The 15,193-nt window shown below is 40.6% G+C and carries 12 protein-coding genes and 2 pseudogenes; 1 reads left to right on the plus strand and 13 read right to left on the minus strand.

Translation table 11 applies throughout. The features are described 5' to 3' along the window. The 6 genes and pseudogenes from NLX67_RS02315 to NLX67_RS22980 all read right to left on the minus strand — a co-directional run. Nucleotides 1-2,573 (minus strand): Ig-like domain-containing protein (locus NLX67_RS02315; protein ID WP_254310203.1); only part of this gene is annotated, 2,573 nt, incomplete at its 3' end. A 365-nt stretch (nt 2,574-2,938) separates the two neighbouring features. Beyond that, nucleotides 2,939-3,183, minus strand: a pseudogene (locus NLX67_RS02320) (flagellin); the annotation flags it as partial. A 672-nt stretch (nt 3,184-3,855) separates the two neighbouring features. Further along, complete coding sequence (locus NLX67_RS23155) at nt 3,856-4,308, minus strand: flagellin N-terminal helical domain-containing protein (protein ID WP_375143338.1); 453 nt, start codon at nt 4,306-4,308, stop codon at nt 3,856-3,858. Next, nucleotides 4,259-4,558, minus strand: coding sequence for a flagellin N-terminal helical domain-containing protein (locus NLX67_RS02325; protein ID WP_375143339.1), 300 nt, complete (start codon nt 4,556-4,558; stop codon nt 4,259-4,261). The genes NLX67_RS23155 and NLX67_RS02325 overlap by 50 nt, the downstream gene beginning before the upstream one ends. A 101-nt stretch (nt 4,559-4,659) precedes the next feature. Then, nucleotides 4,660-4,922: pseudogene (locus tag NLX67_RS02330) on the minus strand (flagellin); the annotation flags it as partial. A 428-nt stretch (nt 4,923-5,350) separates the two neighbouring features. Beyond that, nucleotides 5,351-6,574, minus strand: a complete 1,224-nt coding sequence (locus NLX67_RS22980) for a flagellin N-terminal helical domain-containing protein (RefSeq protein WP_375143340.1) — start codon at nt 6,572-6,574, stop codon at nt 5,351-5,353. 87 nt (nt 6,575-6,661) lie between these two features. On the opposite strand from NLX67_RS22980, the gene NLX67_RS02340 reads away from it, so the two are divergent. Next, entirely contained in the window at nt 6,662-7,681 is a 1,020-nt protein-coding gene (locus NLX67_RS02340) for an IS110 family RNA-guided transposase (protein WP_254310204.1), read from the plus strand. 41 nt (nt 7,682-7,722) lie between these two features. Here the strand turns inward: NLX67_RS02340 and NLX67_RS02345 are convergent, their stop codons facing one another. The 7 genes from NLX67_RS02345 to flgL form a co-directional block, all read right to left on the minus strand. After that, nucleotides 7,723-10,476, minus strand: a complete 2,754-nt coding sequence (locus NLX67_RS02345; RefSeq protein ID WP_254310205.1) for a hemoblobin-interacting domain-containing protein — start codon at nt 10,474-10,476, stop codon at nt 7,723-7,725. Between the two features lie 102 nt (nt 10,477-10,578). Then, complete coding sequence (locus NLX67_RS02350; RefSeq protein ID WP_254310206.1) at nt 10,579-11,769, minus strand: flagellin N-terminal helical domain-containing protein; 1,191 nt, start codon at nt 11,767-11,769, stop codon at nt 10,579-10,581. An 834-nt stretch (nt 11,770-12,603) separates the two neighbouring features. Next, nucleotides 12,604-12,828, minus strand: a complete 225-nt coding sequence (locus NLX67_RS23160; protein WP_375143341.1) for a helix-turn-helix domain-containing protein — start codon at nt 12,826-12,828, stop codon at nt 12,604-12,606. A 221-nt stretch (nt 12,829-13,049) separates the two neighbouring features. Continuing rightward, nucleotides 13,050-13,277 carry a carbon storage regulator CsrA gene (gene csrA, locus NLX67_RS02355; RefSeq protein ID WP_254310207.1) on the minus strand — a complete coding sequence of 76 codons (228 nt, stop codon included), beginning with the start codon at nt 13,275-13,277 and terminating at the stop codon, nt 13,050-13,052. A gap of 3 nt (nt 13,278-13,280) precedes the next feature. Further along, nucleotides 13,281-13,715 (minus strand): flagellar assembly protein FliW, encoded by a 435-nt coding sequence (gene fliW, locus NLX67_RS02360; protein WP_254310208.1) that lies wholly within the window; start codon nt 13,713-13,715, stop codon nt 13,281-13,283. Between the two features lie 12 nt (nt 13,716-13,727). Then, nucleotides 13,728-14,288 (minus strand): DUF6470 family protein, encoded by a 561-nt coding sequence (locus tag NLX67_RS02365; protein ID WP_254310209.1) that lies wholly within the window; start codon nt 14,286-14,288, stop codon nt 13,728-13,730. A 16-nt stretch (nt 14,289-14,304) separates the two neighbouring features. Further along, nucleotides 14,305-15,189: a flagellar hook-associated protein FlgL gene (flgL, locus tag NLX67_RS02370; RefSeq protein WP_254310210.1), complete on the minus strand. Its 885-nt coding sequence runs from the start codon at nt 15,187-15,189 to the stop codon at nt 14,305-14,307. Between the last annotated feature and the right edge of the window lie 4 nt (nt 15,190-15,193).

Below are 15,193 nucleotides of genomic sequence, written 5' to 3' on the forward strand. Positions count from 1 at the left end.
ATGGTCACTTTCCCTTCTGCATCCACCGTTGCTCGCGTTGGAGCACTGCTTGTATACACCGTTCCTTCACTGCTTGCTGTCACATCTTTTTGTGTGCCGTCTCCCATCGTTGTCATCACTGTCAACTGCTGGTCAGCTCCAAATTTCAATGTTGCTGTGCCTGGAGTAACTGTCAGGCTTTTTATTTCTTTGGCTGGATCCTTGACTAAAGTCAGGACCGCTGCTTTTTGAAACGTTCCGTTCTTAGCCGTAATCGTTACCGTCCCCGCTGTTGACGTAAGCGGAATGGTCACTTTCCCTTCTGCATCCACCGTTGCTCGCGTTGGAGCACTGCTTGTATACACCGTTCCTTCACTGCTTGCAGTTATATCTTTTGATGTTCCATCAGAATATAGAAACATGACCTGAAGATCCTTACTATCTCCTGGTTTCATTGTTAATGTATCAGGAGTAACTTGAATACTGGTTACCTCCGGAACACCGTTTATTGTAATTATCGATTGAACTATTTGGTTATTGTTAATTGCCTTTATCGTTACCGTCCCGCTACGCGCTTCCTTATCAATACTGACTAAGCCGTTAGCATCTACTGTTGCTCTTTTTGAATCTGATGTTGTATAAGTGGTGCCAGTTGAACCATTCGTTACATCTTTTGTTGTGCCATCTGACATTGTAGCCCTTAAGCTCATTTGGACTTTTTCTCCATAGTTTATACCTGCCGTTGCAGGTGTCATAGCAATAGATTTAATAGTCGGTGGCCCCGTGAACGTAACCGTCGTTTCAGCTATTAATCCATTGTAATTTACCACAACTTTAGCAGAACCCAGTTTAGCGTCTGCAGGAATAGAGATTAATCCTTTGTTTGTTACACTAACTAGAGAGGTATTAGAACTCGTATAAGTTGTTTCTATATTGTTCGTTACATCATTTGTCGTGCCACCTCCTAATTTCGCCACAACATTAAGCTGTTTGGTTTGTCCAGAAGAAAGATTAACACTTAAAGGATTAACAATAATATAACTTTCTTTTTCAGCACCTGGAATGGTTATTTCACATTGTTCAGACAGACCACTATTAGATGCTTGTATAGTAACTGTTCCAGGTTTTGCATTCGGACTTACGATAATTTGACCATTGGCGTCTACTCTAACGTCCTCAGGTCTAGAGCTCGTGTATACCGTTCCACTTGAAGTTGGTGTAATGTCTTTAGATGTAGTGTCCGACATGTTCAACGTTGCTTTTAATTGTTGAGTTTCCCCAGGCTCCATGGTAATCGCTTTAGTGGACAATCCAATACTGGACGGAACAGCAGGAGGTATTGTAATAACTCCTCTTACAGTGAAATAATATGGACTAAAATCCCATTCATTTAGTGACTTGCTACCTAATTTATCACTAATTATTCTATCATTTCTTTTATTATCCTCTACATGTATATAACGCAATTTCCATGTGCCAAGTTCGTCATACCTGTCAATCGGAATGGATGCTTCATACTTTCCCGTGGTTCCATTGCGATTAAATATTACATTTATGGTTTTGCCACTAGGTTTTGCATAAACAGCGTATAAAAAGTTTGGGGAAACTCCCGACAACTCATCGTTAAATTCTGCAAAAAGTTTAATTAGTGCAGTATTGTTAGTGTTCTGAACCAAAGTAAGAGCAAGGTCACCCAGTGATGGAGCAATAAAATCCGGAGTTATACCCTCCACGTGAATTTTATAATTACTAAAATCTTGTTTTTCTGAGCTGTTTGGATTGAGGACAGAATCATATATATATGTAGAGTTTTTAGCTTTATCCCCTACATAAACACGATTAAGCTTCCAATCCCCACTTTCATTATACTGATCAATATTAAGGCTTCCTTCATATTTACCGGAAGTGCTATTAAAATACAGATAAGCATACTCATACATGCCACTAGGTTTTAAATACTGGACGTTGACACCACTTACTCCCGTATCATCGTCGCTGGCATCTGCGATTAACTTAACCGTTCCAGGACCACTAACTTGGGAAGTACTTATAGTAATACTATTTAGAACAGGAGGAACCTTATCTGTAGGTTCTGGTGTTACAGGTCGGATTGAAACTCCTGAAACAGTAAACTTATAAGGGTCCAGATCAAATTTTTGCCCTGAAGAATTACTATTGTCATCATACACACTACCACCGTTATCCTTATTATCTGTTAAACCCAAGGAATATAGTACCCATTCACCCGCTTCATCATAAGTGTCTATGCTCATAGTTCCTTCATATTTTTGGGTGGTCTGATTTAAATAAAGGGATGCCCATGTGATAGTTCCACTAGGTTTTCTATAAGATATGTGAGCCTTTTTAACCCCTGACAAATCATCACTAATTTCTGCGGTAATTTTAATAGGGTTTCCTGGTGATGCTTGATTTGAAGATATGCTTAAACTTGTTAACACAGGAGGAGTTGTATCCGGTGTTGGATCTACAATAACTACTTCCTCCGCTGCATTAGCGGCTAATGGTGTAAATATTAATGTAAGCACCATTAATTGTACTAAGAATTTCTTAAAAAACGTTTTTTTATTAAACATAATTTTCCCCTTCTCCCACTTATTTTACACTGAAAATTAAAACAAAAACAGATTAACGAATAAATGTTCTTGTTTTTGATTATTTGATATCCATGCTCAGCTTTCTTGGTTTTTTGAAACTTAAACCAATAGATTTGCTTCCTCAGTTCCCGCTTGAGTTTGCCTTTGCATTGATATTAATCAAAATTTTCAATTACTATAACTTAGTACTATATTACCATATCAAGAATGCTATATAAATAGAAAGAATTCAATTTTTTTCCTAAAGATGAAGCTTTCTATACTAAAAGAGCTGAAAAAGAGAGTCTTGCATAGTACAAGAGTCTTTTAATAAAGAAGTTCTTAAAATGAATTCAGTTACAAGATTAACGAAGTAATTGTAATACCCCTGGTGGCTGTTGATTCGCCTGAGCCAACATGGCTTGTGCTGCTTGAGAAAGAATAGAACTTTTTGTCTGGTTCATCATTTCTTCCGCCATGTCAACATCACTTATTCGAGATTCTGCTGTAGTAAGGTTTTCTTCAGAGAAAACCGAAACGGATATGGCTTTTCCAGACGATTCTGATAAGCCCCTAGACGTGACCGTTCAGAAGAAACATAGGTAATCGCTCCATCAAATATGGATATGTTGTCATTAGTTTTATTTAAGATGTTAACATTATCAATACCTAAAATCTTGCTCGTTACATTGGATAATTCAATATTCATTGTTGGACTGACACGTAATAATGTCGATCCTGCGCTAAAGGCAGGCCATTTCTCTAAGAAAGCCGTTAAAGGATTCAGTAAATCTGCATTGACTGCATCTGGTACGGTTGTGTTATCATCTCCACCACCAATGGTGCCAGTGTCTATATCATTCAAATCAATATTGGAGTTGGCTAGTGTCGCATTTGCCTTAAAACCTGCAATAAAGGCCGCCTCACCGCCAGTAGAACCCAAAAGAGTATTTAATGCCTGATCGAAGGTTTTTTCGCCCCCCCCCCCAACTTTGATTTCATTAAATAATGATTTAATTCCTCCTGCTAAATTCGCATCTAGATAATTTACAGAGGCATAAGCGGCAGAATAGTCTGCACTAGTACTCTCCCAAGAATCAATTTCGTTCTTCAGAGCGGCAAAATCAGCTCCATTATTGGAATCTCCCTTTAAGCGTTCATCCGCACCAGCAATAAATTCAGCTACACCTTCTATGAACCAGGTGGGGAGGTCTCGCATATTCGTCGTTCTTCCCATAATGGCATGAGTTATCTCATGGGCAATAATGCGGTCATTCGAGATCTATGATCCCCCGCCGTTCGGCATGGAAACAGGAGAGAAATCGCTCATATCCAGGAATAATTTCCGGTTGAAGTATCGTCCGTCAGCACCTGTCGTGTAGTAAGAACCTTGTACCCCTGCCACTCTTCCGTCCCCAGAATTTTGTATGAATTGGATGTCGAGGGGTACATCATCCATCCCTGCTTGTAAACCGAAGTGGGTAGCTACTAACGATTCACTATTCTTCAGCCAGTATTTTTGTAATGCTTCTACCGCCTTCTGCTGTTCCTGACTATCGGCTGAGGACGTAACGTTTAATACTTTAATCGTATTAAACTCCGTGTTGTTAGCAATTCGGTCCACTTCTTTGACGATTTCATTAATTTCCCCTTGGATTGATTGACGATCTTCTTCTACAAGGGTGTCATTTTTTTGCTTGTACTGATAGTTCCCGTCCACGCTGCAGCAAGGCATGAACCTCCTCCATGCCTCCTTCTACGGTTTGAAGCATTAAAATGCTGTCCTGCATATTTCGTTGTTCCTGTTCTAATTCTCTGATCTGACTACGCATTTTCTCAGAAATGGCAAGGCCCGCTACATCGTCGCCTGCTCTGTTAATTCGTAAACCGGATGATGATTTTTCCATAGACTGGTTAACCTTTTTGCTATTTAACGCTAATTGGCGGTGGGTGTTTAATGCGGCAATATTATGGTTAATCTTCACATGGTATCCCCCTCTCTGTTAACAGACTCAACTTACTTCAAAATATATACAAAAAAGACCTTAGGAAATTCCTAAGGCCCTCCTTTAAGAAACGACTAAAATTAACGAAGTAATTGAAGTACGCCTTGTGGCTGTTGGTTTGCTTGAGCCAACATCGCTTGAGCTGCTTGAGAAAGAATAGAGTTTTTCGTTTAGTTCATCATTTCTTTCTCCATGTCAACATCACGCACACGAGACTCAGCAGCTGTTAAGTTTTCAGAAGATGTTCCTAGGTTGTTAAACGGTTTTTGAACGCACCTAGTTTTGAACGTTCAGCAGAAACTGATTCAATTGCATTATTGATTGTTGTAATTGCTGCATCTGCATCTGTTTGAGAAGTAACATCTATGTTACCTACTTCTAAAGCTGAAGAACTCATATCTCCAATATTAACACTCATATTTTGACCAGCATTTGCTCCAATATGAATCACTGCAGAATTATCAGTTGTTTCAGTATCTACTGTAATACTTTTATCTGCACTAATATTAAATGTTCCTAAGTCTACTGTGACAGATGCACCTCCAGCAGCATTTGATAATTTAACTTCTCCACCGCCTGAAGTAATATCTTTAGCTGTACCACCATCTAGTGATGCTTGAAATCTATCAGCAACAGCAGCATCTAAATCTATAGTCCAACTATCACCAGACGTATCTACTGTAACACCATTGTAGGTGAAAGAATCGCCTGAAATAGCAGTATTTGTAGTACCACCATCATCAGAAAAAGACCAAGCAGTTGTATTAGCAGTTAGATCAAGAGTAAAAGTATTATTGTCAGTTTCCCGACAGTAACATTAGAAAGATCAACTGTCGATCCTTCAATTGAGTGGCTGTTAGTACCAAAGGCAACAGCTGTATGAGTAGTATTTCCATCTGATACATCAAAGCTTTCTTGAGTATCTGCAGTAATTGAAAAATTCATAGTTGTAGTAGCGTCATACGGAGCAGGGGCTGGTACTGCATCTTGGCCAGCTGCAACTGTAACCGCTATGCCATTAATATTTACTGCTCCACCACCGGCCGTTCCAGATACCCCAGTAGTAGTCCATCCTCCAGATCCATCACTTTTAAATACTGTATAGTTAGTGGCATCTGAGAATTGTACTTGATAGGCTCCTGCATCAGCAGCATCGATATCTCCCGCTAAAGCTCCAGCATCTCTACCAAATGACAAAGCTGAAGCTGTATTAGTAGCACCACCACTACCGTTTACTCCAGCAGTTTGGTTTCCACCACCATCTGTTCCAGCAGCATTATAAGTAACAGTTAACGTGTTCTGAGATCCTGTGTAAGTACCTGTAACACTAATGTCACCTATAGCATCAGCATGAGATCCTCCGTCAGAAGGGGTTGCTGTGTTGAACTCAGTTGCTGCAGCATAACTAACAGTTAATGTTTTATCAGTAGCTCCAGTATAGTCTCCGTCAAGTGTTATATTACCAGAACCAGTAGGTGTTCCTACTGGAGTTGCATTTTGAGTTCCATCGAAACTGCTTGCTGCTTGTCCTGCAGTATAATCTACACTAATTGTATGCGTTGCATCAGTTAAACCATATGAACCTTTAGGGAAACTAAGTCCTGAAAAATCAACGTTATCTCCACCAATGCTAGAAAATGCAGTTTGAGTATCTTTTGAACCATCTAATAACTTTTGAGTGTTAAACTCAGTTGTACCAGAAATACGGTCAACTTCTTCAACTAATTGATCAATTTCTTTTTGAATTTCGCCACGATCAGTTTCAGTATTAGTATCGTTGGCCGCTTGGGTAGCTAATTCGCGCATACGTTGAAGGATGTCATGAGTCTCGTTTAAAGCTCCTTCAGCTGTTTTTATCATAGAAATACCATCTTGAGCATTTTTAGATGCCATATCTAAACCGCGGATTTGTCCACGCATTTTTTCGGAGATCGCTAGACCTGCAGCGTCATCCCCAGCTTTGTTGATACGAAGACCTGAAGATAATTTCTCCATTGAGTCGCCTTGTGCCTTATTTGCGTTACCGAACTGACGATACGTGTACTTATGTTCAAGTTTATAGGCGGGGGCACCCAGTGCCGAATGAATTACTCTTTGTGGATAAGAAGCCTTGCAAAGTATCTGCTTGACGCTGGCTATATAGTAAAAGAGGTCAATTCTTCTTATACAAAGAAACAAAGAACTATCGGCACTAACCACAATAAATCAGATGAACTTGACGCTCTTGCCATTTCCAAAACACTTATTTTCGAGTACAAAAATCTCCCTTTTGCCAATCCCCAAGACGTATACCTAGCCATTAAACAAACCCTTAACACTAGAAATAACTATATTCAAATGGCGGCCAACATTAAAATGTCCCTCCAAAATATTCTCGTTCACCACTATCCGATGCATAAAGAGTTTTTTAAAGATCTAGAAAGCAAAACAGCCAAGGGCTTCTTCAAAACCTACCCTTCTCCAGACCTATTGAAAGGAGTTACAGAGGGAGAGCTAATGGCCGTATTGCAACAATTTAATAAATCCGCACCTAAAAAGAAGGCACAAGAGATACTCACTGCCGTTAAAAGCAATGGCTGGAGTCAGACAGAGTATCAGAAAGAACAAAATGAAAGTGTAATCTCTTTTATTACTTCTCTAGAACATTTGGAAAGCCAAGTTACTGGGCTTGATGAAATACTTGATGATTTAATCGAAGTAACAGGCTATCCGCTGAAGACAATCAATGGAATTGATACAGTTCTCGCCGCTACCTTAATCGCCAATATTGGAGATATAAGCCGATTTTCGAGATCTGACAAACTGGCTAAACTGGCGGGAATAGCCCCTCTGGAGCACAGTTCGGGGGAAAGCCAGAGAAACTACTCTAATAAACTAGGCAACAGGGAACTAAACAAAGCCTTTTATTCCCTTGCCCTCACACAAATTCGTAAAAATATGAACCCAATCATGCATGACTACTACCAAAAGAAGATCAAAGAGGGGCGGAAGAAGAAACAAGCTATGGTCTATGTAGAAAGAAGGCTAGTAAACATAGTGTTTAGCATTATGAAGAATAAAATACCTTACAGACAGCCTGTGATAGAAAATAAGAGTGCATAAAAAAAAGAGACCCTAGAATGTCTAGAGTCTCTTTCTCTTTTTTATGATGCCGTTACCGTAATTGTAAATGTGGTTGAAACTGTTCCACCGAACCCATCATCAGCGGTTAATGTGATAGTTGCTGTGCCTGCAGCTAATGGTGTTATAGTGATTGTCTTACCTGTAACCTCTACTGTTGCTGTAGCTGTAGTATCGGAAACAGCAGTTAAAGTTAACGTATCTGTTGTATCAGCGTCAGCAAACGTGTTAGTTGCATCCACTGTTACTGCAGTTCCTACAACTCCAGTTTGATTCGTAATCGTAGTAGCTACTGTTGGTACGCTATTAGCATCTTCTACCTTGTAAGTTTTACCGTTTGTTAAACCGGTAATTTTCGCTCCTGTTAATGCTGCAACATCTGCTAATGTACCTAATGTTCCATCAGCTTTAACGTAAGATACTGTAGTTCCTTCAGTTACTTTGTATTTTTTCGCTGAAGTTAATCCAGTAATTTCGTTATTACCAGCTGTTCCAAGAGAGCCTTCTGCCAATGTAACTTCTGTTGCTGCTGGGGCAACATATGCTAAAGCAGCAGTTTTAAAAGTGGCAACTTTATTGGTATATTTATCCTGAAGGGCACTAGCAGCAACTTGAATCATATTAGTTGTACCTTCTAATGCAGTGCTGCGAGTGATTACTAGTTTATTTCCTACAATCTCAACCGTGTCGCCTGTAGCCAATGCATTAAATGTTGTTCCGTTTGTCGATAACTTAATAGCTGATTTTAATGAGGCTGCAGTAGAACCGACTCTAAAAATATCCTCACTAAACTCAATGGTAATAATTTTCTTAGACTCATCTAATGATTCCTTAGACTTGCTAGGTGCTACAGCGTCTTTTTTAATTGATGTAGCGGTTAACGTAAGAAGTTTGAATTTTACGATCTTATCATTTGCGTCAACTTCATACACACCTACATACTTATTCGCAACTGCATCAACTCCACTTATCGTCTTAGTGTCAGCAGATAAGTCGGAAAGGCCTAATTCTGTTACGGCATCTCCGCCCTTAGGAGTAGAGATAGTGGCATCTGAAATTTTATACTGAACTTTATTTCCTGCAGCCACACCTGAATAATTTAATTTAGTTGTTCCATCTACTGTTAACCCTGTTGCTACAGCACTAACTGTTAGTGCTTGAGCGTTCCCGCCCACAACTTGTTTAAATGAAACATCATTAAAGGAATCATGCTGCAATGTAATCTGGTTGTCTCCTACATTCAAGACATGTGCTTTTAACGTCAGTTTACCAGACACAATTGTATAATCTTCTGTTTTTGTTAACACTGTTTCCCCAATTTTTACCTTTGTGTTGGCAGTTGTCATCAGTTTATTCGTATCCACTAAAGTGATAACGGCATCTTTGCTATACGGGACAGCAAGAATATTGGGTGGTGCACTCATCGTTAATTTTGCTGTTCCTGAAGTCATTTCGTCCAGATATTCATTTCCAGCTGGGTCCACCACTTTAATGGCTAATTTTTTCCCAGGCTGTACGACAGGCAGTTTCAATGCGAACTTACCTGTTTTAGCAATTGTGTCTAGTTTAGCAACAGTGGACGTAACCAATGTATAAGTTTTCTTTGGTTCTTGAGGTACCGGTGTTTCTTCTGGCACTACCGATCCTTCAGTTGAACCATCTGTTATTGTTACCGCAGTCGTTAAGCTTGCAGGTGTTCCATCCGCTGCTACCGCTGCATAACGAACAACGTATTCTCCAGGTGCCAATGAAGCAATCTCAGTATCTGTTACAGCTGTATACGCTGTGTCTGTTTTCAATTTATATTCCATATCTGTTGTTGTGCCAGTGATTTTTCCATCATTTCCGGCGGCTGATACGTTTACTACACCTAAACTAGCAGGCGCAGCTGCTGGTGCTGCCGGCAATGTTTCTGAAGTAACTTCATAAACTGAAACGACCGCATTTGGAATAGCTGTCCCTTTAATTTCTTTTGTCGCATTAGTAATATCATTAATTGTTTGGGCAGTGGTAGCCGTGCCAAAAGTTAGTTTGTCGTAACCAAGTTTGTTTTCATTGACAGCCCAAGCTTGTTTTGGATTTAAATCGTCTAGTGGGGAAGACATTGTTCCTGCACTTACTTTCACATCGTAGACGCTGTTTTTATAATCGACAGCTTCATTTTCATCTGTAGCAGAATCGTCTTCAACATCTTGTCCAATAGTGAATAATTTATAGCTGCCAGCTGGAACAAATACTTTGAAGGATCCTTTTGTGTCGGAACTAGTTTCCCACGTAGTCGTAGCAGTAGCATCAGTAATTTTAATAGCAGCGTTTGTTACAATTTTGCCATCTGCATCAAATAATACTCCGCCAATCGCACCTTGTTTATTAGTATCGACGTTCCCTGATGCTGTTGAGAAAATAAAAGATTTCTTGAAGTTGGCTCCAGTAACCTTTAACTTTGTGGTCATTTTAACTTTAGCATTTTTAATAACCAGGGTGTACTCTCCAGAATCAACACTTAAATTAGTATACTTTTTTGAATCCGTGGAAGGTGTTAAAGCCACTTGTTCTCCCTTAGAATTTAATAGGGTAATCAAAGAAGGATCAATGGCAATGCCCTTTCCATCTGTAATTGTCAACTCCACGTTTGATTTAGCCACAGCGGTTGTAGTTGCTGCTGCTGAAGTTCCAGCAGCTTGGGCAACACCAGTTCCTGCTAAAGGTGTAGCTAATAATGCTAATGCCAGCGCCGCATTAACAAATTTTTTTGAATAAGGGTATTTTATCTTCATTATTTCCCACCTCATATTTATTAGTAAAGTACTGCTTTTATTGATATATTTACCAGTAAAACACCGAAGAAAAAGGCTCCTAAAGAGCCTCTTTTTATAAAATTAACGAAGTAACTGAAGAACACCTTGTGGCGCCTGGTTAGCTTGAGAAAGCATAGCTTGTGCAGCCTGAGAAAGAATTGAGTTCTTCGTTTGAGTCATCATTTCTTTCGCCATGTCTACGTCACGTACACGAGACTCAGCGGCTGTTAAGTTTTCAGAAGAAGTACCTAGGTTGTTGATAGTGTGTTCAAGACGGTTTTGAACAGCACCCAGTTTAGAACGTTCTGCGGAAACTGATTTAATAGCATCATCAAGAGTTGAAACCGCTGCAGAAGCTCCACTTTGTGAAGACACATCAATTTCATTAATGTGTAAATCAGCTGTTTTCATTGATTCAATCCCAACATCAATTGTTTGGTTTGAGTTTGCGCCAATCTGAAATTTCAAAGCCTCTGATGGAGTACCTGTAGAATTTTCTTCTTGACGAGTGACTAAAGTAAATGAATCTCCTACTTTAATTTTCGTAGAATCCATCGTTACAGTTAATCCGCCCATAGTACTTGCATCTCCAACTGCATCAGTAGTAGATCCTGCTGGAGTAAAAGCTGTTTCTGAGCTTTCCAGTCCTGTAGATGCTGGTGTGATCGTATAAGAATAAGTATCACTTTGAGCATCGTAGCTTGAAACTTTGACAGTAAAGGTATCATCAGCTGTTACAACTGCAGTTGTTGAGGCATCTCCATCTGAAAGGGTTGCATCTGTAATATCTACAGCAAAATCGCCTGTTTTACTTGCAATAGTGGCAGATTCATCTTTGTACCCTTTTGCAGACAAGTCACCATTTAGAAGTTTCTTAGTATTAAATTCAGTATTGTTAGCGATTCTATCTACTTCTTCTTTTAACTGAGTAACTTCTTTTTGTAATTCTGCACGGTCATCTTCAGTATTGGTATCGTTCGTAGATTGTACAGATAGTTCTCGCATACGTTGAAGAATTGAATGTGTTTCATTCAAAGCTCCTTCAGCTGTTTGAATTAAAGAGATACCATCTTGAGCGTTACGAGAAGCCTGATCCAAACCACGGATCTGCCCACGCATTTTTTCAGAGATTGCAAGACCTGCTGCATCGTCGCCTGCTTTGTTGATGCGAAGACCTGAAGCTAGTTTCTCCATTGATTTAGCTTGTGCGCCTGATGCACTTGATAACTGACGATGTGTGTTAAGTGCTGCAATATTGTGATTGATAATCATTTTTTGTTCCTCCTTGAGTTTGGCTGTTCACATCCTTGTGAACAGTTTTCTGTTTGTTTAGCAATCCGTTTCAGGTCGGCCGCCCTGTTCTGTTTTGCTTACACTAGTATTATCGACACATTTAAAAAATGTTTAATAGATTTTTTAGGTTTTTATTATTTTTTTTAGCAAATTTGTGAAATTAATTTTATATTTATAAGAAACATAACTACACGATAGGAAATTTTATCCAACGTTATATGTTTTACTAGAATACAGGTAAAATTAACCAAAAATGGTTCAAATGTAAAAAAGAGAGAAATTTCGCTAAAGAACGAGCCGCAGTTATTTTTCTTTTACAACAGCGGTTCTTTTCATTTATAAGAATTCTCTTTTTCAAGCGATCACAGTGGTAATTATTACGGGTATGATTGCTGTGCTTGCTCTTTGCTGAAAAACCATTTGCGCCAGCCGGAGATTAGCGAGATTGATTCTATGAGCGGGCGTGAATTTGAGCTATATTCATGTGAGCTTTTTGGATAGATGGGTTACACAGTTCAGGTAGTACCAGCGGCAGAGGATTACAGGGTGGACCTGCTTTTAAAAAAGGCAGCCGGACGATTGCGGTGCAGGAAGTGAAAGCGGCAGAGTTTTATTACAAATCATTCGATTCGGGGTAGTGACAAACAGCTTTTTACGGATACATCGGCGAAGCTAGCGAAATCCATGCATATACGATTTATGGGTTGGAACGAATTGACGAAAATAATGATTGGAATGAGGAAAAAGGAAGCATAAAATTCGCAAAAAAAATAACCGTCTCTCTTCCTTAGATAAGGCGGTTATTTGCTTAGATTAACGTCTGACTAACCTAAAACGATTCTTTTTGAGTTTTACTTGTTTTCGGCTGCTTAATAACGAAGGAACGTCTGTATCAAAAATGTCTGCAATGCTCTTTAATGTATCGAGTGTAAGGTTTTGATTGCCTGATTCAATGCGCGAGATGACGCTTTGTTTTGTTTGAAGCTCTTCTGCCAAATTTTCCTGTGTCCAACCTCGCTTTTTTCTATGACGGATCATGTTTCTTGCTAACTGATATTGCGGTTCACTTTCCTCCCGTCCATTCGTAACATTTAGACCTTGCTGCCGCTTAATAATAAAGGAAGAATTGACCGATACACGTCGCTATTTAACCGGAAAACAATTGGGGCTGACCGGATAAAAGTCATTTATCACTCACTTCTTTCTCCCTGCTAATCACTTCCATAAATTTACACACAAAAAATCAAAACTCCCGTCCATTATTTCATTGGAGGGAGTTTGAACAGGCCGGAAAGATCGGTAACGCCGGCGGATGCGGATTTGTTTTCGCTACCGATGGCGACGTAAATTTCTTTCCGGTGAATGTCGATGTGCTTCGGCGCATTGATGCCGAGCTTTACTTGGTCGCCGGAAACGGTAACGACGGTGATTTCGATATCGTCACCGATCATGAGCGATTCACCTGGTTTTCGTGTAAGGACGAGCATTGGTTACGCCTCCTTTGCCTGAAACAGGTTGTGGCGTGTTTCGTACGGTGTGCCGGTTAAAATCACCTGGCGTCCGCTGTGCGTTTTTTTATTAATGACGATCGGTGCCTGCAAATTGGCTGTCGTCTCTTCAAAGGGATCGCGTAACGTTAAGATGTTTAAAAGCGTGACGTCTTCTTCTTTTTTAATGGCAAGGGAATCAATGGTCGCATCGTCAATTTTCACGTTGTAGTCGACAAAAAAGGAGAAGGGATCAGTGACGACAAAGCTTAAATCTGGTGTTGAAACAGACTGAAGCGCGTAAAAGACGTTATTGTCTGGAAACGCTAATAGAACAAATTTCTTTTCGTTTTCAAAGCCCGGAATGCCATTTGAAAAGGTAATGATATCTTCTTGTTCGATTTCTTTTTCACCGTGGTATTTTGTTTCGATCTTCACGTTGATCATCCTTTAAATCGTTTTATTGACCGTTTGAAATTGGATAGACGGGTATTGTTTCACTTGAAAGCTGACGTCACCTGGCTGATAGCTGATGATCGGCTTATTGGCGCGCGTGTTGTTTTCCACCTGATGAGCCTGTACGTCAATTTGAACGTCGCCCGGCTGGTAGTTGATTTTTACACTTCCGTACGACGGAATATAAGCAATACCGAGTTCGTGAGTCCGGTCCACACGCCGCGCCGCCTGCATTACAATGGCGTTGCCGCCTTTATGAATGTCCGCAAGCTCGCGTCCTTCCGCTGCCCGGCGGCCGGTGCCTTCGAGTGCTTTTTGGCGTCCATTCGCTGCGGCATCTTTAATCCGAGTAAAAATGTGCTTCCGGTCCATGTCGTCCCACGCTTGGCGCTGGTCAATTGTCAGCTTGCCGGGTGTTGTCTGAATGCGCATATCCGCTTTTGGCTGCTTTAAGTCCACCGTTGCGGGCGGCTGCTGGATGGACAGCCTTCCCGGTGATGAAGAAATGCCAAGATTGGCTGGCGTTGTGCTAATTTGAATTGCTGGGATATTCACTAAAAGAACCCCCCTATTAACGTAGATAATCCATCAAGGACGGCTGAATAATGCGGGCACCGACAGAAAGAGCGGCTTTATGAACGGTTTCCTGCACCGTTAAATCTGTGACGACCTGTTCAAAATCGACGTCTTCATTTTCGGATAAAATACGGGAAGCGACCACTCTTTGTTCCGCTGCACGGGCTTCCATCAGCTCAATCCGGTTGAAACGGGCGCCGATTTTCGCGCGTGCGGTTGAGTTGTTTTCCATGTGAACATCCAAGTCTTCAAGCAGTCCGCTTAAGTCAGCGCCTGTTGTTGTATCGTCTTCTAACGTGTCGATAATTTTTTGGACATCTTCAAATAGACCGGCGGGGAACGCTTCAGCAGCCGTAATGTTTACTTGGATGTGCACGCCTTTGGATAATTCCAGCTCGGCTTTTCCTGCATTGCTTGAAACCGTTGCGCCTGTAGCGGTTCCTTCTACCGGCTTCGTTGTTGTCGCGGTACCGTTAAACAAGTACTTCTCGCCAAACTTTGTATTCGCGATTTCCAGTAAATGCTCTTTTAACTGAACTACTTCTGCTTTCGTCGCTTCACGCTGTTCCGCATCGTACGTATCATTTGACGTCTGCACGACGAGTTCGCGAATCCGGTCCATTGCCAGCTTTGCTTTATCCAGCGAGGAATCGGTGTTTTCGACCCAATTGTACGCTTCGCTGAAATTGCGCTGGAACTGCTCGACTTCCTGCAGGCTGCGGCGGTAGACGATTCCTTTCATGGCGACAACCGGATCGTCTGACGGTTTGGTGATTTTTTTCTGTGTCGCGACTTGTGTATTTAACTTGTCAAGCCGAGACAGACTCGATGTTAAATTTTTCATCATGTTTGATGACAGCATTGATTGTGTGACGCGCATATAC

The sequence above is a fragment of the Domibacillus sp. A3M-37 genome (genome assembly GCF_024213455.1).
Lineage (GTDB): Bacteria > Bacillota > Bacilli > Bacillales > Domibacillaceae > Domibacillus > Domibacillus tundrae.

Excerpts from the sequence above, each read along its gene's own strand:
- NLX67_RS23155 (WP_375143338.1), bottom strand. The coding sequence starts at position 4,308 with ATGCCTTGCTGCAGCGTGGACGGGAACTATCAGTACAAGCAAAAAAAT.
- NLX67_RS22980 (WP_375143340.1), bottom strand. The coding sequence starts at position 6,574 with ATGGAGAAATTATCTTCAGGTCTTCGTATCAACAAAGCTGGGGATGAC.
- NLX67_RS02340 (WP_254310204.1), top strand. The coding sequence starts at position 6,662 with ATGAATTACTCTTTGTGGATAAGAAGCCTTGCAAAGTATCTGCTTGAC.
- NLX67_RS02345 (WP_254310205.1), bottom strand. The coding sequence starts at position 10,476 with ATGAAGATAAAATACCCTTATTCAAAAAAATTTGTTAATGCGGCGCTG.
- NLX67_RS02350 (WP_254310206.1), bottom strand. The coding sequence starts at position 11,769 with ATGATTATCAATCACAATATTGCAGCACTTAACACACATCGTCAGTTA.
- NLX67_RS23160 (WP_375143341.1), bottom strand. The coding sequence starts at position 12,828 with ATGATCCGTCATAGAAAAAAGCGAGGTTGGACACAGGAAAATTTGGCA.
- csrA (WP_254310207.1), bottom strand. The coding sequence starts at position 13,277 with ATGCTCGTCCTTACACGAAAACCAGGTGAATCGCTCATGATCGGTGAC.
- flgL (WP_254310210.1), bottom strand. The coding sequence starts at position 15,189 with ATGCGCGTCACACAATCAATGCTGTCATCAAACATGATGAAAAATTTA.